The 21463-nt window shown below is 60.4% G+C and carries 22 protein-coding genes and 1 other RNA gene; 14 read left to right on the top strand and 9 right to left on the bottom strand.

The genetic code is table 11. From position 1 onward, the window contains the following. Nucleotides 1-82 precede the first annotated feature (82 nt). Complete coding sequence (locus tag AC07OF_RS07305) at nucleotides 83-562, bottom strand: Lrp/AsnC family transcriptional regulator (RefSeq protein ID WP_157191219.1); 480 nt, start codon at nucleotides 560-562, stop codon at nucleotides 83-85. Between the two features lie 127 nt (nucleotides 563-689). On the opposite strand from AC07OF_RS07305, the gene AC07OF_RS07300 reads away from it, so the two are divergent. After that, nucleotides 690-1886: a methionine gamma-lyase gene (locus AC07OF_RS07300; protein ID WP_495072700.1), complete on the top strand. Its 1197-nt coding sequence runs from the start codon at nucleotides 690-692 to the stop codon at nucleotides 1884-1886. Between the two features lie 37 nt (nucleotides 1887-1923). After that, entirely contained in the window at nucleotides 1924-4623 is a 2700-nt protein-coding gene (mdeB, locus tag AC07OF_RS07295) for an alpha-ketoglutarate dehydrogenase (protein ID WP_157191221.1), read from the top strand. A gap of 110 nt (nucleotides 4624-4733) precedes the next feature. On the opposite strand, the gene AC07OF_RS07290 is transcribed toward mdeB, so the two are convergent. Further along, nucleotides 4734-5171 carry a Z-ring associated ZapG family protein gene (locus AC07OF_RS07290; RefSeq protein ID WP_038607167.1) on the bottom strand — a complete coding sequence of 146 codons (438 nt, stop codon included), beginning with the start codon at nucleotides 5169-5171 and terminating at the stop codon, nucleotides 4734-4736. A gap of 138 nt (nucleotides 5172-5309) precedes the next feature. On the opposite strand from AC07OF_RS07290, the gene AC07OF_RS07285 reads away from it, so the two are divergent. The 3 genes from AC07OF_RS07285 to zapE all read left to right on the top strand — a co-directional run bounded on the left by AC07OF_RS07285 (nucleotide 5310) and on the right by zapE (nucleotide 8496). Next, the gene (locus AC07OF_RS07285; protein ID WP_495072699.1) at nucleotides 5310-5945 is read left to right on the top strand and encodes an alpha/beta hydrolase; all 636 of its coding nucleotides are present in this window, start codon (nucleotides 5310-5312) and stop codon (nucleotides 5943-5945) included. Nucleotides 5946-5969: 24 nt separating this feature from the next. After that, nucleotides 5970-7319, top strand: coding sequence for a tryptophan--tRNA ligase (locus AC07OF_RS07280; RefSeq protein ID WP_038607173.1), 1350 nt, complete (start codon nucleotides 5970-5972; stop codon nucleotides 7317-7319). Nucleotides 7320-7401: 82 nt separating this feature from the next. After that, nucleotides 7402-8496, top strand: a complete 1095-nt coding sequence (gene zapE, locus AC07OF_RS07275) for a cell division protein ZapE (protein ID WP_038607176.1) — start codon at nucleotides 7402-7404, stop codon at nucleotides 8494-8496. A 92-nt stretch (nucleotides 8497-8588) separates the two neighbouring features. Here the strand turns inward: zapE and AC07OF_RS07270 are convergent, their stop codons facing one another. Then, complete coding sequence (locus AC07OF_RS07270; protein WP_167335136.1) at nucleotides 8589-9485, bottom strand: GlxA family transcriptional regulator; 897 nt, start codon at nucleotides 9483-9485, stop codon at nucleotides 8589-8591. A gap of 274 nt (nucleotides 9486-9759) precedes the next feature. Then, nucleotides 9760-10800 (bottom strand): NADP(H)-dependent aldo-keto reductase, encoded by a 1041-nt coding sequence (locus AC07OF_RS07265; RefSeq protein ID WP_157191224.1) that lies wholly within the window; start codon nucleotides 10798-10800, stop codon nucleotides 9760-9762. Between the two features lie 250 nt (nucleotides 10801-11050). Between AC07OF_RS07265 and rplM the strand changes: the two genes are divergently transcribed. The 7 genes from rplM (at nucleotide 11051) to AC07OF_RS07230 (ending at nucleotide 15939) form a co-directional block, all read left to right on the top strand. Continuing rightward, the gene (gene rplM / locus AC07OF_RS07260) at nucleotides 11051-11479 is read left to right on the top strand and encodes a 50S ribosomal protein L13 (protein WP_038607182.1); all 429 of its coding nucleotides are present in this window, start codon (nucleotides 11051-11053) and stop codon (nucleotides 11477-11479) included. Nucleotides 11480-11493: 14 nt separating this feature from the next. Further along, the gene (gene rpsI, locus AC07OF_RS07255) at nucleotides 11494-11886 is read left to right on the top strand and encodes a 30S ribosomal protein S9 (RefSeq protein WP_038607185.1); all 393 of its coding nucleotides are present in this window, start codon (nucleotides 11494-11496) and stop codon (nucleotides 11884-11886) included. Nucleotides 11887-12171: 285 nt separating this feature from the next. Then, the gene (petA, locus tag AC07OF_RS07250; RefSeq protein ID WP_107025092.1) at nucleotides 12172-12765 is read left to right on the top strand and encodes a ubiquinol-cytochrome c reductase iron-sulfur subunit; all 594 of its coding nucleotides are present in this window, start codon (nucleotides 12172-12174) and stop codon (nucleotides 12763-12765) included. Beyond that, nucleotides 12765-13976 carry a cytochrome b gene (locus AC07OF_RS07245; RefSeq protein ID WP_038607190.1) on the top strand — a complete coding sequence of 404 codons (1212 nt, stop codon included), beginning with the start codon at nucleotides 12765-12767 and terminating at the stop codon, nucleotides 13974-13976. The genes petA and AC07OF_RS07245 overlap by 1 nt, the downstream gene beginning before the upstream one ends. Continuing rightward, nucleotides 13976-14755: a cytochrome c1 gene (locus tag AC07OF_RS07240; protein WP_157191225.1), complete on the top strand. Its 780-nt coding sequence runs from the start codon at nucleotides 13976-13978 to the stop codon at nucleotides 14753-14755. Before AC07OF_RS07245 ends, AC07OF_RS07240 begins: the two co-directional genes overlap by 1 nt. 117 nt (nucleotides 14756-14872) lie before the next feature. Further along, on the top strand, nucleotides 14873-15490 hold the full coding sequence (locus AC07OF_RS07235; protein ID WP_038607195.1) for a glutathione S-transferase N-terminal domain-containing protein: 618 nt from the start codon (nucleotides 14873-14875) through the stop codon (nucleotides 15488-15490). 17 nt (nucleotides 15491-15507) lie between these two features. Further along, nucleotides 15508-15939 (top strand): ClpXP protease specificity-enhancing factor, encoded by a 432-nt coding sequence (locus AC07OF_RS07230; RefSeq protein ID WP_157191226.1) that lies wholly within the window; start codon nucleotides 15508-15510, stop codon nucleotides 15937-15939. Nucleotides 15940-15988: 49 nt separating this feature from the next. On the opposite strand, the gene AC07OF_RS07225 is transcribed toward AC07OF_RS07230, so the two are convergent. The 5 genes from AC07OF_RS07225 to AC07OF_RS07205 form a co-directional block, all read right to left on the bottom strand. Further along, complete coding sequence (locus AC07OF_RS07225) at nucleotides 15989-16207, bottom strand: YgdI/YgdR family lipoprotein (RefSeq protein WP_157191227.1); 219 nt, start codon at nucleotides 16205-16207, stop codon at nucleotides 15989-15991. A 26-nt stretch (nucleotides 16208-16233) separates the two neighbouring features. Further along, nucleotides 16234-16812, bottom strand: coding sequence for a BON domain-containing protein (locus tag AC07OF_RS07220; protein ID WP_157191228.1), 579 nt, complete (start codon nucleotides 16810-16812; stop codon nucleotides 16234-16236). After that, entirely contained in the window at nucleotides 16809-17402 is a 594-nt protein-coding gene (locus tag AC07OF_RS07215; protein WP_026001179.1) for a phosphoheptose isomerase, read from the bottom strand. The genes AC07OF_RS07220 and AC07OF_RS07215 overlap by 4 nt, the downstream gene beginning before the upstream one ends. Nucleotides 17403-17536: 134 nt before the next feature. Then, nucleotides 17537-17908, bottom strand: a complete 372-nt coding sequence (locus tag AC07OF_RS07210; protein WP_157191229.1) for a YraN family protein — start codon at nucleotides 17906-17908, stop codon at nucleotides 17537-17539. Continuing rightward, nucleotides 17908-19728, bottom strand: a complete 1821-nt coding sequence (locus tag AC07OF_RS07205; protein ID WP_495072698.1) for a penicillin-binding protein activator — start codon at nucleotides 19726-19728, stop codon at nucleotides 17908-17910. The genes AC07OF_RS07210 and AC07OF_RS07205 overlap by 1 nt, the downstream gene beginning before the upstream one ends. A 186-nt stretch (nucleotides 19729-19914) precedes the next feature. Here AC07OF_RS07205 and rsmI point away from each other — a divergent pair, with 186 nt between their 5' ends. Together rsmI and rnpB are read left to right on the top strand one after the other, a co-directional pair. Beyond that, entirely contained in the window at nucleotides 19915-20790 is an 876-nt protein-coding gene (gene rsmI, locus AC07OF_RS07200) for a 16S rRNA (cytidine(1402)-2'-O)-methyltransferase (RefSeq protein WP_269769838.1), read from the top strand. A 67-nt stretch (nucleotides 20791-20857) separates the two neighbouring features. Continuing rightward, nucleotides 20858-21217: RNase P RNA component class A (rnpB, locus tag AC07OF_RS07195), an RNA gene on the top strand. Nucleotides 21218-21463 lie beyond the last annotated feature (246 nt).

Below are 21463 nucleotides of genomic sequence, written 5' to 3'. Positions count from 1 at the left end.
GCAGCCATCGCTGGCAATGCCAGCTCCCACAATTGGCCCCTTGTGGGAGCTGGCATTGCCGGCGATTGGCTTCACCCCGGTGTCAGATATGCTTCTCCGACACCGGAATCACCCGCTTCTCCTTCACCGCCTTGAACGAAAAGCTCGAATAGATCTCCTTCACTCCCGGCAATCTCTGCAGCACCTCCCGCGCGAACTCGCCAAACGACTCCAAATCCCGCGCCAGAATCTCCAGCAGGAAGTCATAGCGCCCGGAGATGTTGTGACAGGCAACGATCTCGGGAATCTCCATCAGCCGCTGCTCGAAGGCCCGGGCCATTTCCTTGGAGTGCGAGTCCATCATGATGCTGACAAAAGCAGTCACGCCAAAGCCCAGCGCCTTGGGGGAAAGGATGGCCTGGTAGCCGGTGATGTAGCCGTTCTCTTCCAGCAGCTTGACCCGTCGCCAGCACGGCGAGGTGGTCAGCGCGACGTTGTCGGCCAACTCGGAAATGGTCAGTCGCGCGTTGTCCTGCAGGGCGGCGAGCAGGGCGCGGTCGGTACGGTCGATGGCGGTAGGCATGATTTGCCCTCCGTAGCCTGAATTCATTGTTTTTTTGTTAATAACCACAGTCAGCAGTGGTCATATTTGGAAAAAAATCAGCACCTCAGTGGCATAAGCTTATAACAAACCACAAGAGGCTGTTGTCATGAGCGGCTCTACCAAGGATTCAGGTTTCGCTACCCGTGCCATCCACCACGGTTACGACCCATTGGCCCACCAGGGTTCTCTGGTGCCACCGGTCTACCAGACCGCCACGTTTGCGTTTCCTACGGTTGAGTACGGCGCCGCCTGCTTTGCCGGGGAAGAGGGCGGACATTTCTATACACGCATTTCCAACCCCACCCTGGCCCTGCTGGAAGAGCGCATGGCCTCGCTTGAAGGCGGTGAGGCGGGGTTGGCCCTGGCCTCAGGGATGGGCGCAATCACCGCGACCTTGTGGACCCTGCTGCGGCCAGGTGATGAGGTGTTGGTAGGGCGTACTTTGTACGGCTGCACCTTTGCCTTTCTGCACCACGGCATCGGTGAGTTCGGGGTCAAGGTCCGCCATGTCGACATGACTGACCTGCAGGCGCTTGAAGCGGCGATCAGCGGGAAAACCAAGGTGATCTACTTCGAAACACCGGCCAACCCGAACATGCAGATGGCCGATATCGCTGCCGTGGCAACGCTTGCGCACAAGCACGCAATCACCGTGGTGGTCGATAACACCTACTGCACACCGTACCTGCAACGACCGCTGGAACTGGGGGCGGACCTGGTGGTGCATTCGGCGACCAAGTACCTGAGCGGCCATGGTGATATCACCGCTGGCCTGGTGGTCGGGCGCAAGGCACTGGTGAGCCGGGTTCGGCTTGAAGGCCTCAAGGACATGACCGGCGCGGTAATGTCGCCCCAGGATGCCGCCTTGCTGATGCGCGGTATGAAGACCCTGAACCTGCGCATGGAGCGTCATTGTAGCAATGCCCAGACCATCGCCGAGTACCTGCAGCAGCATCCGGCCGTGGAGTTGATCAACTATCCCGGCTTGCCTGGCTTTACTCAGTACGAACTGGCCCAGCGGCAGATGCGTTTGCCCGGCGGCATGATCGCCTTTGAACTCAAGGGCGGGATCAGTGCCGGACGTCGCTTCATGAATGCCCTGCAATTGTTCAGTCGCGCCGTCAGTCTGGGCGATGCCGAATCCCTGGCCCAGCACCCGGCAAGCATGACCCATTCCAGCTATACCCCTGAGGAGCGTGCCCGGTACGGCATCTCGGAGGGGCTGGTGCGGCTGTCGGTCGGGCTTGAAGATATCGACGACCTGCTGGCCGATATCGAGCAGGCACTGAAGGCCTGCGCCTGAAACCATCAAGGATGAGGCCAATGCAATGGTGGCAATGATGAGCCTTGTGCCCGGTGAAGGTGTGCCGCGCCGCCTGGGTGATGATCCACAAGCCGACAGCGATCCGGGCGAAACCGCCGAGTGGCTCGATGCGCTGGATTCGACCCTGCAGCACTGTGGTCCGCAGCGTGCGCGGTTTCTCCTTGAGCAACTGCAGGCGCATGCCCGTGAGCTGGGCCTGGAGCAAGGCGTCCAGGCCTTCTCGGCCTACCGCAATACCTTGTCGGTAGAGCAGCAGGGGGCCTATCCGGGGGATCTGGAACTGGAAGAGCGGATCACCAGCCTGCTGCGCTGGAACGCGCTGGCCATGGTGGTACGGGCCAATCATGCCTATGGCGACCTGGGCGGGCATATCGCCAGTTACGCCTCGGCAGCGGAAATCTTCGAAGTCGGTTTCCAGCACTTCTTTCGTGGCGAGTCCGGCGCTGAGCAACGCAGCGCCGACCTGGTGTTTTTCCAGCCGCATTCAGCGCCTGGCATCTATGCCCGGGCGTTTCTCGAAGGGCGACTGAGTGAAGAGCAACTGGCCAGCTACCGTCAGGAGGTCGCGGGCAATGGTTTGTGCTCCTATCCACACCCCTGGCTGATGCCCGACTTCTGGCAGTTTCCCACCGGTTCCATGGGTATCGGTCCGCTCAATGCGATCTACCAGGCGCGCTTCATGCGCTACCTGCACAATCGCCAGCTGCTCGACACCGGCGCCCGGCATGTCTGGGGTGTGTTCGGCGATGGCGAGATGGACGAGCCAGAGTCCATCGCCGGCCTGACCCTGGCCGCGCGCGAGCAACTGGATAACCTCACCTTTGTGGTCAACTGCAACCTGCAGCGCCTGGATGGGCCGGTGCGCGGTAATGGCCAGATCATCCAGGAGCTGGAAGCGCTGTTCCGTGGTGCCGGCTGGAACGTGATCAAGGTGCTCTGGGGCTCGGAGTGGGACGCCCTGTTTGCGCGCGACAGCGAACACGTTCTGCTGCGTCAGCTGGCGGCTACCCCGGATGGTCAGTTCCAGAACCTGGGGGCCAAAGACGGCACCTACAACCTTGAACACTTCTTCAACCAGCAACCGGCCCTGCAGAAACTGGTCGAGCACATGAGCTCCGAGGAGATTAACGCGCTCAAGCGTGGCGGCCACGATTTTCGCAAGTTGTACGCCGCCTTTGCCGCGGCCAGGGCCTGCAAAGGGCGGCCGAGCGTGATCCTGGCGAAAACCAAGAAAGGCTACGGGATGAGTGCTGCGGGTGAGTCACGCATGACTGCGCACCAAGCGAAGAAGCTCGATGTCCAGGCCTTGCTGGCTTTCCGCGATCGCTTTCACCTGCCGCTCAGCGACATTCAGGTCGAGCAGTTGCAGTTCTATCGCCCGGCAGAGGACAGCGCTGAGTTGCGCTACCTGCGCGAGCGCCGCGCCGCGCTCGGCGGACCATTACCCGCACGGCGCAGCGACGTGCGCCCGATAACGGTGCCCGCGCTGGAAGCCATGGGTGGTTTTGCCTTGCAGGCTGACGGCAAGGAAATGTCTACCACCATGGCGGCGGTACGCATGCTCAGTGCCTGGCTCAAAGCCCCGGAGCTGGGGCCGCGTGTGGTGCCGATCGTCGCCGATGAGGCGCGCACCTTCGGCATGGCCAGCCTGTTCCGCCAGATCGGCATCTATTCACCTCAGGGGCAGTGCTATGAGCCCGAGGATGCCGGCTCGTTGCTGTCTTACAAGGAAGCCCGTGACGGTCAACTGCTGGAGGAGGGGATCACCGAAGCCGGGGCGATTTCCTCCTGGGTGGCGGCGGCAACGTCTTATGCGGTGCACGGCGAACCGATGCTGCCGGTGTACATCTACTACTCGATGTTCGGTTTCCAGCGCGTCGGCGATCTGATCTGGGCTGCCGCCGACCAGCGTGCCCGTGGTCTGTTGCTGGGGGCTACTGCCGGTCGCACGACCCTGGGTGGAGAAGGTTTGCAGCACCAGGACGGTTCGAGTCTGGTGATGGCCTCGATGGTGCCCAACTGCCGGGCCTGGGAACCCTGCTTTGCCGGTGAGCTGGCGGTGATTCTCGAATATGCGGCGCGGCGCATGCTCAGCGAGCAACGCGACGAGTTCCATTACGTGGCGGTGATGAACGAAAACTATCCACAACCTTCGCTGCCAGCGCAGGTGCATGAAGAGGTTTTGCGCGGCATGTACCGCTATGTCGAACAACGCGTAGCTGCGGCGCAGGGGCGCGTGCGCCTGCTGGGTTCCGGGGCGATCCTGCGCGAGGTCATCGCTGCCAGTGAACTGCTGGCCCGCGATTGGCAGATTGCGAGCGAGGTGTTCAGCGTCACCAGCTTCAGCGAGCTGGCGCGCGAGGCGCGGGATATGGATCGCGCCAGTCGCCTGGGGCAGGACGGTGCGGGTGTCAGTCACCTGCAGCGTTGCCTGCAAGGCAGTGAGCCGGTGATCGCCGCCAGCGATTATGTGCGGGCCTGGCCGCAGCTGATTGCCGAGTATGTGCAGGCACCCTACGTGACCTTGGGCACTGATGGCTTTGGCCGCAGCGACACACGGCAGCAGCTAAGACGGTTTTTCGAAGTTGATCGCTTCAGTATCGTGTTGGCCAGTTTGCACAGTCTGGTGCGCCAGGGGAGTGTGGAGCGCCAGGTGCTGGATCAGGCACTGGAGCGCTATGGGCACGGCTCGCGGGCGGCTCCCTGGTACAACTGAAGATAGCTATCGCGGGGCAAGCCCGCTCCCACTGGTGGGAGCGGGCTTGCCCCGCGATGGGCGACACCGAATCTCCAATAAAAAGCCCCGCCAATCGGCGGGGCTTTTTGTCAGTTACGCTTGAGCCCGTAGTGCTCATCGAGCATGCCCGGTGCGTTCGGCGCTTTCGGCGCGTAGTCACGCGGTACTTCGGTATCCTTTGGTGGTGTCAGGCGATCACGCGGGGCCTGTACGGCTTCCGAGTGCAGAGAGGCCAGCAGGCGCTGGCGGGTCAGTTCGTCCAGGGCCAGGCGGTTGGCGCCATCGGCCAGGTGGTCCTGAACTTCCTGGTAACTTTGGGTCAGTTTCTTGACCAGCGCAGCCGTACTGTTGAAGTGAGTAACCACCTCGTTCTGGTAGCTGTCGAAACGTTCCTGGATATCATCCAGCTGGCGCTGAGTGCTGCTCGGGGCGGCATTGGGCAGCAGGCGGGCGACCAGGAAACCAACGACAACGCCCACGACGAGGGCCAGGGTCGGCAACAACCAAACTAAGAGCGAGAGTTCCACGAGTCCTTCCTCTATAAACGGCTTTGCTTTACGTTAACGGCTCGGACCTGCGCTGTATACCGCGAACGATCGCAAATATCTCAGACAGAATCATTCAGCTAGACGAGTCGACCCTTTCCGAGGTCACGGAGTTTATCCTTGCTTATCCGCGAAACCCCCGTATTCATCGATGGCCCGGTCGGCCAACTGGAAGCCTTGTACCTTGATGTTGCCGACGCCCGTGGCGTGGTGTTGCTGTGTCACCCTAACCCGGTGCAGGGCGGGACCATGACCAACAAGGTGGTGTCGATGCTGCAGCGCACCGCCCGCGATGCCGGTTACATTACTCTGCGTTTCAACTACCGTGGCGTCGGCGCCAGCGCTGGCAGCCATGACATGGGCAGTGGCGAAGTCGATGACGCCCAGGCAGCGGCGACCTGGCTGCTGGAAAAGCATCCACAGCTGCCCCTGACCCTGATGGGTTTTTCATTCGGCGGCTTTGTTGCGGCCAGCCTCGGCGGGCGTCTGGAAGCACAGGGCATCAAGCTCAAGCACCTGTTCATGGTTGCGCCAGCGGTCATGCGCTTGCAGGATCACGACAGCTTGCCACAAGCCTGCGCGCTGAGCGTGATCCAGCCGGAAACCGACGAAGTGATCGATCCGCAGCTGGTCTACGACTGGTCCGACACACTCACACGCCCCCATGAGCTGCTGAAAGTGGCAGAATGCGGACACTTTTTCCATGGCAAGCTCACCGACCTCAAGGAACTGGTGCTGCCGCGCCTTTCGAATTGATACAAGCCTGATAAGCGATTACCCATGACTACGCGCATCCTTACCGGTATCACCACCACGGGCACGCCTCACCTGGGCAACTATGCCGGTGCCATCCGCCCGGCGATCCTCGCCAGCCGTGAGCCAGGTGTCGACTCGTTCTACTTCCTCGCCGACTACCACGCCCTGATCAAATGTGATGACCCGCAGCGCATCCAGCGCTCGCGTCTGGAAATCGCCGCGACCTGGCTGGCCGGTGGCCTGGACCCGGAACGCGTGACCTTCTACCGCCAGTCCGACATCCCGGAAATCCCCGAGCTGACCTGGCTGCTGACCTGCGTGGCGGCCAAGGGCCTGCTCAACCGCGCGCATGCCTACAAGGCCTCGGTGGACAAGAACCTGGAGAACGGTGAAGACCCGGATGCCGGCATCAGCATGGGCCTGTACAGCTATCCGGTACTGATGGCCGCCGACATCCTGATGTTCAACGCCAACAAGGTGCCGGTCGGCCGCGACCAGATCCAGCACGTGGAAATGGCCCGTGATATCGGCCAGCGTTTCAACCACCTGTTCGGTCAGGGCAAGGAATTCTTTGCCATGCCCGAAGCGCTGATCGAAGAAAGTGTGGCGACTTTGCCGGGCCTGGATGGCCGCAAGATGTCCAAGAGCTATGACAACACCATTCCGTTGTTCACCAGCGCCAAGGACATGAAGGACGCGATCTCGCGCATCGTCACCGACTCCCGCGCTCCGGGCGAAGCCAAGGACCCGGACAATTCGCACCTGTTCACTCTGTTCCAGGCCTTCGCTACGCCAGCACAAGCCGACGAGTTCCGCAGCGAGCTGCTGCAGGGCCTGGGTTGGGGTGAAGCCAAGCAGCGTCTGTTCCAACTGCTCGATGGCCAGTTGAGCGAGCCGCGCGAGCGCTACCACCAGTTGATCAGCCGTCCGGCAGACCTCGAAGACATCTTGCTGGCCGGTGCGCAGAAAGCCCGCAAAGTGGCCACCCCGTTCCTCGAACAGCTGCGTGAGGCCGTTGGCCTGCGCTCGTTCCGCAGCATCGAGCAGGGTACTGCCCAGGTCAAGAAGAAGGCCGCCAAGGCCGCACGCTTTGTGAGCTTTCGTGAAGACGACGGCAGTTTCCGTTTCCGTCTGCTGGCGGCCGACGGTGAGCAACTGCTGCTGTCGCGCAACTTCGCCGACGGCAAGACCGCAGGTGCGGTGAGCAAGCAACTGCAGCAGGGCGGCGAGCTGGACGTACGCACTGAAGGCCTGGGCTTCAGCCTGTGGCTGGAAGGTGAGTGCGTTGCCGACGGGCCGCAGCTGGCCGACGAAGCGGCACGCGATGCCGCGATCGAGAGCCTGCGCGCGGCCTTGCAACCGCAGCAGGACTGAACGGTCTGACGCAAGTCTGATTGCCATTATCCAGGGCCGTCGCTACAGTGACGGCCCGTTTTTGTTACCTTGCTAACGAATTATGACGCCCCTAGAACGATATCAAGCAGATCTGAAACGTCCCGAATTCTTCCATGATGCGGCGCAGGAAACTGCGGTGCGTCATCTGCAGCGCCTGTACGACGATCTGATCGCGGCGCAGAACAACAAGCCGGGTGTGTTCGGCAAGCTGTTCGGCAAGAAGGAGCAGGCACCGGTCAAGGGCTTGTACTTCTGGGGTGGGGTAGGGCGCGGCAAGACCTACCTGGTCGATACATTCTTCGAGGCACTGCCGTTCAAGCAGAAGGTGCGTACGCACTTCCACCGCTTCATGAAGCGCGTGCACGAAGAAATGAAAACCCTCAAGGGTGAGAAGAACCCGCTGACGGTCATCGCCAAGCGTTTCTCCGATGAGGCGCGGGTGATCTGCTTCGACGAGTTCTTCGTTTCCGATATTACCGACGCGATGATCCTCGGCACCCTGATGGAGGAGCTGTTCAAGAACGGTGTGACCCTGGTGGCCACCTCCAACATCGTCCCGGATGGTCTGTACAAGGACGGTCTGCAGCGTGCGCGCTTCCTGCCGGCCATCGCCCTGATCAAGCAGAACACCGAGATCGTCAACGTCGACAGCGGCGTCGACTATCGCTTGCGTCATCTGGAGCAAGCCGAGCTGTTCCACTTCCCACTGGACGAAGCGGCTCACGAAAGCCTGCGCAAGAGCTTCCGCGCGCTGACGCCGGAGTGCACCCAGGCGGTGGAAAACGACGTACTGATGATCGAAAACCGCGAGATTCGCGCGTTGCGCACCTGTGACGACGTGGCCTGGTTCGACTTCCGCGAACTGTGCGATGGCCCGCGCAGCCAGAACGATTACATTGAACTGGGCAAGATTTTCCATGCCGTGCTGCTCAGCGACGTCGAGCAGATGAGTGTGGCCACTGACGACATCGCCCGGCGCTTTATCAACATGGTCGACGAGTTCTATGACCGCAACGTCAAGCTGATCATCTCGGCCGAGGTTGAGCTCAAGGATCTGTACACCGGTGGTCGTCTGACCTTCGAATTCCAGCGTACCCTCAGCCGTTTGCTGGAAATGCAGTCCCACGAATTCCTGGCGCGCGCGCACAAGCCTTAAAACGCGTCGCTGCCATCGCTGGCAAGGCCAGCTCCCACAATGATTGTCGGGTACATACCCTGTGGGAGCCGGCCTTGCCGGCGATGAGGCCCTCAAGCCTCCTGCATGAACTGCTGCCGATACTGGTTCGGCGACAACTCCGTGTGTTGCCTGAACAGCCGCGCAAAGAAACTCGCATCGTCATAGCCGACCTCATAACTGATGGTCTTGATGCTCTTGCGCGTGCCCGACAACAAGCCTTTGGCCGTCTCGATCCGTAGCCGTTGCAGATAGTGCAGCGGCTTGTCGCCGGTCGCCGTCTGAAAGCGGCGCATGAAGTTGCGGATGCTCATGCCATGGTTGCGTGCCACGTCTTCGAAGCGGAACTTGTCGGCAAAGTGCTCTTCAAGCCACTGCTGGATCTGCAGGATGATCAGGTCCTGGTGCAGTTTCTGTCCGCCAAAGCCCATGCGCCCTGGGGTGTAGTTGCGCTGCACCTCGTAGAGGATGTCGCGGGCGACCGCCTGGGCGACGTTGGCGCCGCAGAAACGTTCGATCAGATAGATGTACAGGTCGCAGGCCGAGGTAGTGCCGCCGGCGCAGTAGAGGTTGTCGGCGTCGGTCAGGTGCTTGTCCTGATTCAGGCTGACCTTGGGGAAGCGTTCGGCGAACTGGTTGAAGAAGCGCCAGTAAGTGGTCGCCTCCTTGCCATCGAGCAAGCCGGACTCGGCCAGCCAGAACACGCCACTGGCCTCGCCACAGAGCACGGCGCCGCGCGCATGCTGTTCACGCAGCCAGGGCAGGACCTGGGGGTAGCGCTGGCAGAGGGCGTCGAAATCGTCCCAGAAGGCCGGCAGGATGATCACATCGGCCTGCTCCAGGCCACTGTCCACCGGTAGCAGGACATCGCTGAACGTGCGCACAGGCTGCCCGTCAGGGCTGACCAGGCGGGTCTCGAACATCGGTTGCAAGCCCAGGCCCAGTTGCTTGCCATAGCGCAGGCTGGCCAGGTGGAAGAAGTCCTTGGCCTGCATCACTGTCGAAGCAAAGACGTTATCGATGGCCAGGATACTGACGCGCCGCAAGGACGCGGTGGGTTGGGTAAACATCATTTTCGTTATTCTTATAGGGTAGAGTGGTCAATCACCGGCTGGATCGTCTTATTTTTTGGCCGTTGTGTCTACCCTCGGTTCCTGTGGGGGCCGGCATTGCCGGCGATGGGGCGCATAGCGCTCCTGGCCCGGCTATGCCGGGCATCGCCAGCAAGGCTGGCTCCCACAAGGCTTATGGCGCCGGGTTGGGCTGGTCCTGATGAATGGCTTCGATAGCTGCCAGCAGCTCGTCAGAGAGCTTGAGGTCGAGGCTGGCAAGGTTGCTGTCGAGTTGCTCCAGGGTGGTTGCGCCGATGATGTTGCTGGTCACGAATGGCTGGCGGGTGACAAACGCCAGGGCCATCTGGGCCGGGTCCAGGCCATGCTCGCGGGCCAGCTGCACGTAGCGGCTGCAGGCGGCGACGGTCTGCGGGTTGGAGTAGCGCGAGAAGCGGCTGAACAGGGTCAGGCGACCCTTGGCGGGGCGTGCACCGTTTTCGTATTTACCCGAGAGCATGCCAAAGGCCAGCGGTGAGTAGGCGAGCAAACCGCATTGTTCACGAATTGCAATTTCCGCCAGGCCCACTTCGAAGCTGCGGTTGAGCAGGTTGTAGGGGTTCTGGATCGACACGGCGCGGCTCCAGCCCCGGCTTTCAGCGAGCTGCAGGAACTTCATGGTGCCCCAGGGCGTTTCGTTGGACAGGCCGATATGGCGGATCTTGCCGGCCTTGACCTGCTCGTCGAGCACTTCCAGGGTTTCTTCCAGCGGCGTGAAGTGATCCTGGGGCAGGTGTTGGTAACCCAGCTTGCCGAAGAAGTTGGTGCTGCGTTCGGGCCAGTGCAACTGGTAGAGGTCGATCCAATCGGTCTGCAGGCGCTTGAGGCTAGCGTCCAAGGCGGCGACGATGTGCTGGCGGTTGTGCTTGAGCTGGCCGTCGCGGATGTGGCTGATGCCATTGCCCGGGCCGGCCACCTTGCTGGCCAGGATCCACTCGGCACGATCACCGCGGGCCTTGAACCAGTTGCCGATGATGCGCTCGGTGGCGGCGTAGGTTTCCGGGCGCGGCGGTACCGGATACATCTCGGCGGTATCGATGAAATTGATCCCGGCAGCCTTGGCGCGTTCGATCTGGGTGAACGCCTCGGCCTGGTCATTCTGCTCGCCCCAGGTCATGGTGCCCAGGCATAACGTGCTGACGTTGAGGTCGGTGCGGCCCAGCTGGCGATAGTCCATCGGCTTCTCCCTGGCAAAAGAAGCATAAAAGCAGGTTGAATTTTTTTTCGCAATCTGGATAATTCAGCCCCTCTCGGTGTGGTGGGAGTGATGCCCCGCTCACAGAAGAACCCTGCCGAATATTGGACGCGCTGACCCGAGCCCCCGATAGCGTCCGTGTGCGGCTGTGTCCTTGACTTGTCAAGGTGCGCACTATCCAGTAAGATCCGCCGTCTTATTTTCGCTTGGGCGGCCCCTGAGGCTATAAAGAATGAAAACTTTTACTGCTAAACCGGAAACAGTAAAGCGCGACTGGTTCGTAGTTGACGCCGCTGGTCAGACCCTGGGTCGTCTGGCTACCGAAATCGCTAGCCGTCTGCGTGGCAAGCACAAACCAGAATACACTCCTCACGTTGACACCGGCGACTACATCGTCGTCATCAACGCCGAGCAGATCCGTGTCACTGGTGCCAAGACTTCGGACAAAATGTACTACTCCCACTCCGGCTTCCCGGGCGGTATCAAGGAAATCAACTTCGAGAAGTTGATCGCCAAGGCCCCTGAGCGCGTGATCGAGACCGCGGTTAAAGGCATGCTGCCTAAAAACCCACTGGGTCGCGACATGTACCGTAAGCTGAAAGTCTATGCGGGCGCTACTCACCCTCATACTGCTCAGCAGCCCCAAGAACTGAAGATTTAACGGAATAGTTCATTATGTCGGCGACTCAAAATTACGGCACTGGCCGTCGCAAGACCGCAACCGCTCGCGTTTTCCTGCGTCCAGGTACCGGTAACATCTCCATCAACAACCGTTCTCTGGACGTGTTCTTCGGTCGTGAAACCGCGCGCATGGTAGTACGCCAGCCGCTGGAACTGACCGAGACCACCGAGAAGTTCGACATCTACGTCACCGTTATCGGTGGTGGTGTCAGCGGCCAGGCCGGTGCAATCCGTCACGGTATCACCCGTGCACTGATGGACTACGACGAAACCCTGCGTAGCGCTCTGCGCAAAGCTGGCTTCGTTACCCGCGACGCTCGTGAAGTTGAGCGTAAGAAAGTGGGTCTGCGTAAAGCACGTAAGCGTCCTCAGTACTCCAAGCGTTAATTTCGCTTCGGCGTTCAAAAAAAAGCCCGGTTCCTGGTGGAACCGGGCTTTTTTTATGTCTTGAATAACTATGCTGTTCTTTACTGTGACAACTTGCCGCATAGACGCAGGTCAAGAGCTACAAGGGATTGCGCCTTGGCTGCGGGCTAATCACCTTGTCAGAGAAGGGTCTTTTCATTACCATGCGGCAAATTTTTAGCAGTTCAGCAAATGTTTTTAGCAGGTCAGAAATTACTTAGTAGATGCCTGTTGTAACAGGCCATAAAGCTGATGGGAGAGGACTGAATGAGCAATGACGGCGTCAATGCAGGCCGGCGTCGCTTCCTCGTAGCAGCCACATCTGTTGTGGGTGCTGCAGGAGCGGTGGGGGCTGCGGTCCCGTTTGTGGGGTCATGGTTCCCCAGTGCCAAGGCGAAAGCCGCAGGTGCACCGGTGAAGGTCAATATCGCCAAGGTAGAGCCAGGTCAGCAGATGATTGCTGAATGGCGTGGCCAGCCGGTCTTCATCGTCCGCCGCACCGAAGAGATCCTTGGCAACCTCAAGAAGATCGCCGGTGACCTCTCCGACCCTGAATCCAAGGCATCGGTTCAACCGACCTACGTCAACCCGGAAAACCGTGCGATCAAGCCGGAGATCCTGGTGCTGGTCGGTCTGTGCACCCACCTGGGCTGCTCGCCGACCTTCCGCCCTGAAGTCGCCCCGGTCGACCTGGGGCCCAAGTGGGTCGGCGGTTATTTCTGCCCGTGCCACGGTTCCCACTACGACCTGGCTGGCCGCGTCTACAAGTCCCAGCCGGCGCCGCTCAATCTGCCAGTGCCGCCGCACTCTTATGAGTCGGACGACATCATTGTCGTCGGCGTCGATCAGGAGAACGCGTGATGAGTAAGTTCATGGATTGGGTTGACGCCCGCTTCCCCGCGACCAAGATGTGGGAAGACCATCTCAGCAAGTATTACGCACCGAAGAACTTCAACTTCTTCTACTTTTTCGGCTCCCTGGCACTGCTGGTGCTGGTCAACCAGATCGTCACCGGCGTCTGGCTGACCATGAGCTTCACGCCGTCGGCCGAAGAGGCATTCGCCTCGGTCGAGTACATCATGCGTGACGTCGAGTACGGCTGGATCCTGCGCTATCTGCACTCCACCGGCGCTTCGGCGTTCTTCATTGTCGTCTACCTGCACATGTTCCGCGGTCTGCTCTACGGCTCGTACCAGAAGCCGCGTGAACTGGTCTGGGTGTTCGGCATGCTGATCTACCTGGCGCTGATGGCCGAAGCCTTCATGGGCTACCTGCTGCCATGGGGCCAGATGTCGTACTGGGGTGCCCAGGTGATCATCTCGCTGTTCGGTGCGATTCCGGTGATCGGCGATGACCTGACCCAGTGGATCCGTGGTGACTACCTGATCTCCGGCATCACCCTGAACCGCTTCTTCGCCCTGCACGTTGTGGCCCTGCCGATCGTGATTCTCGGCCTGGTGGTGCTGCACATCCTGGCGCTGCACGAAGTGGGTTCGAACAACCCGGATGGCGTTGATATCAAGAAGCACAAGGACGAGAACGGTGTGCCGCTCGATGGCATCGCCTTCCACCCGTACTACACCGTCAAGGATATCGTCGGCGTCGTCGTGTTCCTCTTCGTGTTCTGTGCAGTGGTGTTCTTCTTCCCGGAAATGGGCGGTTACTTCCTGGAAAAACCGAACTTCGAGCAGGCTAACGCCTTTAAGACCCCTGAGCACATTGCCCCGGTCTGGTACTTCACTCCGTTCTACGCGATCCTGCGGGCGGTTCCGGACAAGCTCCTCGGCGTTATCGCCATGGGCGCCGCGATTGCCGTGCTGTTCGTCCTGCCATGGCTCGACCGCAGTCCGGTCAAGTCCATGCGCTACAAAGGCTGGATGAGCAAAGCGTGGCTGGTGGTGTTCTGCATCTCGTTCGTGATCCTCGGCGTGCTTGGCGTACTGGCACCAACCCCGGGCCGCACGCTGCTGTCGCAGGTATGCACCTTCCTGTATTTCGCCTACTTCCTTCTGATGCCGTTCTACACCCGGCTCGAGAAGACCAAACCGGTTCCGGAAAGGGTGACTGGCTGATGAAAAAGCTATTTGCAGTATTGATTCTGGCAGTGATGCCCTCGTTGACCTTCGCGGCCGAGCACGGTCTGGAGCTGGACAAGGTTGATATCGATCTGACCGACAAGGCCGCCATGCAGGACGGCGCGCGCACCTTTGCCAACTATTGCATGGGTTGCCACAGCGCCAAGTTCCAGCGCTATGAGCGGGTGGCTGACGACCTGGGTATCCCTCACGAGCTGATGCTCGAGAAGCTGGTGTTCACTGGTGCCAAGATTGGCGACCACATGAAGATCGGCATGAAGCCTGAAGACGCCAAGACCTGGTTTGGCGCCGCGCCGCCTGACCTGACCCTGGTTGCCCGGGTGCGTGGCACCGACTGGCTGTACAGCTACCTGCGCAGCTTCTACGAAGACAAGTCGCGTCCGTACGGGGTGAACAACAAGGTTTTCCCGAACGTCGGCATGCCTAACGTGCTGGTCGGCCTGCAGGGCAACCAGGTCATTGGCTGCAAGCAGGTGCAGACTGTCGTCGACGGCAAGAAGCAATTCGACCCGCTGACAGGGTCGCCATTGACCCATGAAGCATGTGACCAGCTGACCGTGGAGCCGAAATCCGGTACCCTGACCGCAGAGCAGTTCGACGAGAAGGTCAAGAACCTGGTGACCTTCCTGGCCTATTCGGCCAACCCGGTCAAACTGGAAAGTCAGCGCATCGGTACTTACGTGCTGCTGTACCTGGCCTTCTTCTTCATATTCGCTTATCTGCTCAAGCGCGAATACTGGAAGGACGTGCACTGATCACGCAGTAGTTTCTGGTAGTTGAACGCGCCCTGGGGGGCCTCTGGATAACGGAGGTTCCCGCAGGGCGCGTTTGCATTTGCAGCTTCTATAATTTCATCTGCGAGGAGGACCACTATGGGCGTGACCAACCGGTTAGCCTGCTACTCCGACCCCGCTGACCATTATTCTCATCGGGTGCGCATCGTTCTCGCCGAGAAGGGTGTCAGCGTCGAGATCATCAATGTCGATCCCGGACGCTTGCCGCCCAAGCTGGTCGAAGTGAACCCCTATGGCGGCGTGCCGACCCTGGTCGATCGTGACCTGGCGCTGTACGAGTCGACGGTGGTGATGGAATACCTCGACGAACGTTACCCGCACCCGCCGTTGTTGCCGGTTTACCCGGTGGCCCGGGCCAACAGCCGGCTGTTGATTCATCGTATCCAGCGCGACTGGTGTGCGCTGGTTGACCTGATTCTCGATCCGCGCAGCAAGGAAGCCGCTCGCGTCCAGGCCCGTAAAGAATTGCGTGAAAGCCTGACCGGTGTGTCGCCATTGTTTGCCGACAAGCCGTGTTTCCTCAGTGAGGAGCAAAGTCTGGTTGATTGTTGTCTACTGCCCATACTCTGGCGCTTGCCAGTGTTGGGTATTGAACTGCCGCGGCCGGCCAAGCCGTTGCTCGATTACATGGAGCGACAGTTTGCCCGCGAAGCTTTCCAGGCAAGCCTGTCCGCTGCTGAACGTGAAATGCGCTAGGTTTTAAGGAGCTGTCGATGAACTCCAGTCGCCCCTATTTGGTACGTGCACTCTATGAGTGGATCGTGGATAACGACTGCACCCCGCACATGCTGGTAAACGCCGAGTACCCGAAGGTGCAGGTGCCCCAGGGCTTCGCCAGTGATGGTCAGATCGTCCTGAATATCTCACCCAATGCCGTACGTCACCTGCACATGGATAACGACGCTGTGAGCTTCGAGGGGCGCTTTGGTGGCGTTGCTCATACCCTGTTCGTGCCTGCGGGTGCGATTCTCGGTATTTATGCCCGGGAAAATGGTCAGGGCATGGTCTTCGAACTCGAGCCGCCGGTGCTTGAGGATGATGAATATGAAGAGGACGAAGGTGTCGAGCCGGACGACGACGGCCCGCCTGCTGGTGGGCAGCCGCCACGGCCAAGTGGGCGTCCGAGTCTGAAGGTGGTGAAGTAACAAAAAAGGCGATCCTGGTGGATCGCCTTTTTTGTATGCGTGATTCGCGTTACAGCTCGGTGATGGTGCGAATCTGGTCCTTGTTGACGCGGGTCACTTTGCCATCCAGCTGTTCGAACTCGTAGAAGCCGGAGCTGCGCTCAAAGCGAGGGGCATCGACTGCCTGGAACTCGCGGCCGTCGTTGAGGGTGATCAGGCTAGGGCTGGAGCAGCCGGCCAGGGTGGCGAAGGCGCCAATCAGCAGGGTAGGCAGCAGGCCGTTTTTCATGGGTACTTCCTTAAAAGGATAAAAAATCAGTCGATGTACTCGAACAACTTGACGATCTTCTGCACGCCCGACACGCCCTGCACCAGGTTGGTGGCGCGGGTGGCTTCCTGTTGGGTCAGCAGGCCGAGCATGTAAACAATGCCGTTCTCGGTGATCACCTTGATGCGCGAACCGGGAATGTTGCTGTCGGTGAGCATCTGCGCCTTGATCTTGGTGGTCAGCCAGGCGTCGTTGTTGCGCGCCAGGATCGAGGAGGGCGGCAGTACCTGCAGTTCGTTATGCACCTTTTTCACCCGCTGGACCTGGCCTGCGGCCTGTTCGGCCATGCTCTTGAGGTCGGCGCGCGGGGTTTGCCCGGCGAGCAGGACGATGCCGTTGAAGCTGCTGACAACGATGTGCGAGTTCTTGTCCAGATCAGGGCTTGCCTTGGCAACGTTGACCGCTACCTTGGTCTCGATCAGCGAGTCATCGATCTTGCTGCCGAAGGTGCGGGTGCCGCGGTCATCTTCGATCGGCTTGTCGCGGGTGGCGGTGAGAACCGAGCTGCAGCCGCTAAGGCTCAGGCACAGGGTCAGGGCCATCAGGCCGATGCGTTTAGGGGTCATTCTTCACTCCCGAACAATTGGCTGTCGATCAGATCGCAGAGGCAGTGGATCGCCAGCAGGTGGACTTCCTGGATACGTGCGGTGACGTTGGCCGGCACGCGAATCTCGACGTCTTCAGGCAGCAACAGCGAGGCCATGCCGCCGCCGTCGCGTCCGGTCAGAGCTACGACAATCATTTCGCGATCATGTGCGGCCTGGATCGCCTGAATTATGTTTGCCGAGTTACCGCTGGTCGAAATTGCCAGTAGAACGTCACCGGGTTGACCCAGGGCGCGAATCTGCTTGGAGAAAATTTCGTTGTAGCTGTAGTCGTTGGCGATCGAGGTGATGGTCGAGCTGTCAGTGGTCAGGGCGATGGCTGGCAGGCTCGGGCGCTCGCGTTCGAAGCGGTTGAGCAGTTCGGAGGAGAAGTGCTGGGCATCGCCGGCCGAGCCGCCGTTGCCGCAGGCGAGCATCTTGCCCTCGTTGAGCAGCGCGTTGACCATGACCTGACTGGCTTGCTCGATGTGTGGTGCAAGGACTTCCATCGCCTGTTGCTTGGTGTTGATGCTGGCCTGGAAAAGCTGGCGAATTCGGGATTGCATGTCCATCAGTGAGACCTTAAGTAGGGCGGCTGGCCGGGCGTGTCGGGAGTGTACAGAAAAGGTCCCGGCACATGACTGTGCAGCCCGCGAAGCAAAGAGCAAAAAAGTTGTAAGGGTAAACGTGCAGGGTCAGGGCGGGCTCAGCATCCAAAGGCGTTCTTCAGCCATTGCAGCGCTTGCCCCGAGTGGCCTCTGCCTTGCACGGCGATCACATCGAAACGGCAGGGATGGTTGGCCCAGCGTGTTTCCTTGTGCAGAAAAGACTCGGCGGCGAGCACCAGTTTGTCCTGCTTGCGCCCGTCGATACTGCCGAGCGCGCCGCCAAAGTCCGCATGCAACCGATAGCGAACTTCGACGAATACTACTGTATCGCTGTCGAGCATGACCAGATCAAGCTCGCCACGTTTGCATCGCCAGTTCTGCGCCAACAGGCGCAGGCCTTGCCCTTGAAGGTACTCAAGGGCGTGCCGCTCGGCGGCCTGGCCTGCGTGTTGGCGTGAACTGTCGGGCATCAGCGTGGGGTGTCAGGCAGGCGTACGATCTGTCCGCCAGAGAACTCGGCCCACGGCAGCTGACGCTCGATACGCTGGTTCGGGTTCATGCTCAGGCTGCCGGAGAAGCCTTCGATACGGTTGTCCGGCAGAGCCTTGAGCTGGCCCAGGCGTGGCGCCAGGCTGTAGGCGTCGATACCCATGGCGTACAGGCGGCCGAGGCTGCCGTTGGCTTGCGGCCACTGGCTGACGACCTGCTGGCGCAGGGCGTTGTTGGTGTCGAGCAGCCACGGGGTTTCACAGAAGCGGATGCCGTTCATGTCGTTGTACTGGTTGACGTCACCGCTGGCGCTGTACAAGTGTGAAGTGGCATACACCGGAACGTCACCCGCGTACTGGAAGTTCAGGGTCGGCTTGATCTGCTGGCCTTGCTGCGGAGTGGCGGCGAGGAAGATGAAGTCGATGTCCTGGCGACGCGACGGCTGTGCCGAGACGTTGCCGCCGACGGTGTTCTGCAGGCTCTTGGCGCGGCCTTCGCTCTGGCGCAGCTGGAACAGATCGGCGATCTGCTGGGCCAGCGCTACGGGTTGGTCAACGTGCTCGGCGGCAAGCAGGGTGCCGCCCTTGGCTTCCCAGTCCTGACGGAATGCCTTGAGGACGCGATCGCCCCATTCGCCGCGAGGGACCAGAGCCACGGCGCGAACCATGCCGTCGGCGTGGGCGCGGCGCGAGACTTCGCGGGCTTCGTCTTCGGCAGCCAGGCCGAACTGGAACAGTTGCGCCGGGCCGCTCTGGCCGGCATCGCTGTAGTTCAGGGCCAGAGTGGTGATTGGCAGTTGCGGGCGTGCGGCCAGTTGCTTGACCAGTGGTTTTTCCAGCGGGCCAACAACCAGTTGCACGCCGGCGGCCTGAGCCTGGCGGTAGAAGTCATCCAGTGAGGTAATGCGCGAGCTGTCGAATACTTCGACCGCTGGTGGCTTCTGTCCGGCTTGCTGAGCCTGGAAGTGCGCAGCCATGAAGCCGTCGCGCAGGGCGCGGGCAACACCCGCCAGCTGGCCTTCTTGTGGCAGCAGCAGGGCAATCTTGGTCAGCGGCTGGCTGGCCATTTCCTTGAGCTTGACCAGCGCCAGTGGCAATTGCAGGGCAGCCGGGTGCTCCGGGTGCTGGCTGCGCCAGGTCTCGATGGCGGCCTGTTGTTGTTCCAGGGTGCCAGCATTTTTTACTGCCAGGGCCAGGCTGGCCCAGCCGGCGAGGGTGCTATCGCCGGTGCTGGCGCTTTGCAGTTGATCGCTGGGCAGGGCTGCAACCAGGTTCCAGATGGCATTCTGGTTGTCGCTGGCGGCGTTGCCGCTGAGCAGCGGCGCCAGGTCGACACGGGCTTGCGCGGCGGCCAGGCTCTGGCCATTGGCTTCCAGCACCTTGGCCTGAACGCTGCGAGTGCGGCGCTGCTGTTCGTCCGGTAGTTCACCCAGGCGTGCCAGACTTGGATGGCTCAGGGCGGTCAGCGCGGCTTTGGGCTGGTTGCGGCTCATGGCCAGTTCCGCGCTCAGGGTGCTGGCGAAGATCTGTTGGGCCGGTTTGAGTTGCTCGACCGGTACCTGCTCGAGAATGTGCGCGGCGCGCACGTTGTCTTTTTGCTGGTAAGCCAGGTCGGCCGCGCTCAGGCGCAGCAGGGCGGCCTCTTCTGGTGTCTTGCTGGTGGTGGCCTGTTCAAGCAGTTGCTCGATGCTGGCGTCCGGGGTGCGCGGCAGTTCGCCGAGGCTCGACGAAGGCGAGCTGGCGCAGGCTGCCAGCAGGGCGGCGAGGCAAAGGGCTGTGAACAGCCGCAGGCAAGCGATCATGTAAGGGTCCTGTTACTCGATCAAATTAACTGGCAATTGTACCCAAGCACTGGCCGGGGCGCGATGTTGCTGGCGTTAATCCTTCAATATAGGTGCTGGAACGTGCCTTGCAGGCTGTGCAGGTTACGCATTGTTGCCGTCAGTCGGGCTACAATGGCGCTTTGTTCAACACGACAGGTGTGTGCTGTGACTGATGTTCCAGGGGCTTCCCATTCCACTGCTGGCACGCTTTATGTGGTGGCTACGCCCATCGGCAACCTGGATGATATGAGTGCGCGGGCGCTGAAAGTACTCAGCGATGTGGCCCTGATCGCTGCGGAAGACACGCGTCATTCCATTCGTTTGTTGCAGCATTTCGGGATCAATACCCCCTTGGCGGCCTGTCACGAGCACAACGAGCGGGAAGAGGGCAGTCGCTTTCTCACGCGCCTGCTGGCTGGCGATAACGTCGCGCTGATCTCCGATGCCGGTACGCCGTTGATCTCGGACCCCGGCTACCACCTGGTGCGTCAGGCGCGTGCCGCCGGGGTCGCAGTAGTACCGGTGCCCGGCGCCTGTGCCTTGATTGCAGCGCTTTCGGCTGCGGGTCTGCCGTCTGACCGCTTCATCTTTGAAGGCTTTCTGCCGGCCAAGGCGGTCGGACGCAAGGCGCGCTTGAGTCAGGTCAAGGAAGAGCCGCGTACCCTGATCTTCTACGAGGCGCCGCACCGAATCCTTGAATGCCTGCAGGATATGGAGGAAGTGTTCGGTGCCGAGCGTCCTGCATTGCTGGCGCGCGAACTGACCAAGACCTTTGAAACCCTCAAGGGTTTGCCGCTGGGTGAGCTGCGTGCGTTCGTCGAAGCTGACAGTAATCAGCAGCGCGGTGAATGCGTGGTGCTGGTAGCCGGCTGGACTGCGCCGGAGGATGAGCAGGCGGTGAGCAGCGAGGCCATGCGCGTGCTCGACCTGTTGCTGGCAGAGATGCCGCTCAAGCGGGCCGCGGCGCTGGCGGCGGAAATTACCGGCGTGCGCAAGAATGTGTTGTATCAGGCGGCTCTGGAAAAACAGAAAGACAAATAGTGGCTTGGTGCTACGATTTGTTTTATCGCTTGTTCTTGAGCGTCTCTGCCGTTAACCTTTGCGGCGGAGAGTCGATCGGACAGTCGCTGCCTTCTTTTGTTCCGCAAAAGAGGGGGGAGGAAAGTCCGGGCTCCATAGGGCAGAGTGCCAGGTAACGCCTGGGAGGCGCGAGCCTACGGAAAGTGCCACAGAAAACAACCGCCTAAGCACTTCGGTGCCGGTAAGGGTGAAAAGGTGCGGTAAGAGCGCACCGCACGACTGGCAACAGTTCGTGGCTAGGTAAACCCCACTCGGAGCAAGACCAAATAGGGTTCCATATGGCGCGGCCCGCGTTGGAACCGGGTAGGTTGCTAGAGGCGTCCAGTGATGGCCGTCGTAGAGGAATGACTGTCCTCGACAAAACCCGGCTTACAGATCGACTCTCCACCTCTTCCCCCTCCTGCTTGAATCGATAGCAGATGTGTCTTGGTAATACCAAAAAAATCTTACTCTTAATAAATCACTTTAACTTTGGGCTCTATTTGCCTGAATGAGTTTGATTTTTTCTGTCAAAAACCTCTCCGATTTGTCCTTTCATCTTCCTTCCATGCGCTAAATCTCCGATCTGTAAGGGATTTCCTTATAAGCGTGCCTTGACGGTGTGGTAGGCGGATTCCTATAGTGTGCGCAAGTG

Source organism: Pseudomonas sp. GW821-FHT10B02 (genome assembly GCF_059415665.1).
This window is presented reverse-complemented; position numbering and strand designations above follow the sequence as displayed.

What these genes read in the sequence shown, in the direction of transcription:
- AC07OF_RS07280 (WP_038607173.1), top strand. Translation starts at nt 5,970, where the DNA reads ATGACTACGCGCATCCTTACCGGTATCACCACCACGGGCACGCCTCAC.
- AC07OF_RS07265 (WP_157191224.1), bottom strand. Translation starts at nt 10,800, where the DNA reads ATGGACTATCGCCAGCTGGGCCGCACCGACCTCAACGTCAGCACGTTA.
- AC07OF_RS07225 (WP_157191227.1), bottom strand. Translation starts at nt 16,207, where the DNA reads ATGAAAAACGGCCTGCTGCCTACCCTGCTGATTGGCGCCTTCGCCACC.
- AC07OF_RS07235 (WP_038607195.1), top strand. Translation starts at nt 14,873, where the DNA reads ATGGGCGTGACCAACCGGTTAGCCTGCTACTCCGACCCCGCTGACCAT.
- AC07OF_RS07300 (WP_495072700.1), top strand. Translation starts at nt 690, where the DNA reads ATGAGCGGCTCTACCAAGGATTCAGGTTTCGCTACCCGTGCCATCCAC.
- AC07OF_RS07240 (WP_157191225.1), top strand. Translation starts at nt 13,976, where the DNA reads ATGAAAAAGCTATTTGCAGTATTGATTCTGGCAGTGATGCCCTCGTTG.
- zapE (WP_038607176.1), top strand. Translation starts at nt 7,402, where the DNA reads ATGACGCCCCTAGAACGATATCAAGCAGATCTGAAACGTCCCGAATTC.
- AC07OF_RS07205 (WP_495072698.1), bottom strand. Translation starts at nt 19,728, where the DNA reads ATGATCGCTTGCCTGCGGCTGTTCACAGCCCTTTGCCTCGCCGCCCTG.
- rpsI (WP_038607185.1), top strand. Translation starts at nt 11,494, where the DNA reads ATGTCGGCGACTCAAAATTACGGCACTGGCCGTCGCAAGACCGCAACC.
- AC07OF_RS07220 (WP_157191228.1), bottom strand. Translation starts at nt 16,812, where the DNA reads ATGACCCCTAAACGCATCGGCCTGATGGCCCTGACCCTGTGCCTGAGC.
- AC07OF_RS07210 (WP_157191229.1), bottom strand. Translation starts at nt 17,908, where the DNA reads ATGCCCGACAGTTCACGCCAACACGCAGGCCAGGCCGCCGAGCGGCAC.
- AC07OF_RS07245 (WP_038607190.1), top strand. Translation starts at nt 12,765, where the DNA reads ATGAGTAAGTTCATGGATTGGGTTGACGCCCGCTTCCCCGCGACCAAG.
- petA (WP_107025092.1), top strand. Translation starts at nt 12,172, where the DNA reads ATGAGCAATGACGGCGTCAATGCAGGCCGGCGTCGCTTCCTCGTAGCA.
- AC07OF_RS07305 (WP_157191219.1), bottom strand. Translation starts at nt 562, where the DNA reads ATGCCTACCGCCATCGACCGTACCGACCGCGCCCTGCTCGCCGCCCTG.
- AC07OF_RS07215 (WP_026001179.1), bottom strand. Translation starts at nt 17,402, where the DNA reads ATGGACATGCAATCCCGAATTCGCCAGCTTTTCCAGGCCAGCATCAAC.
- mdeB (WP_157191221.1), top strand. Translation starts at nt 1,924, where the DNA reads ATGAGCCTTGTGCCCGGTGAAGGTGTGCCGCGCCGCCTGGGTGATGAT.
- AC07OF_RS07230 (WP_157191226.1), top strand. Translation starts at nt 15,508, where the DNA reads ATGAACTCCAGTCGCCCCTATTTGGTACGTGCACTCTATGAGTGGATC.
- rplM (WP_038607182.1), top strand. Translation starts at nt 11,051, where the DNA reads ATGAAAACTTTTACTGCTAAACCGGAAACAGTAAAGCGCGACTGGTTC.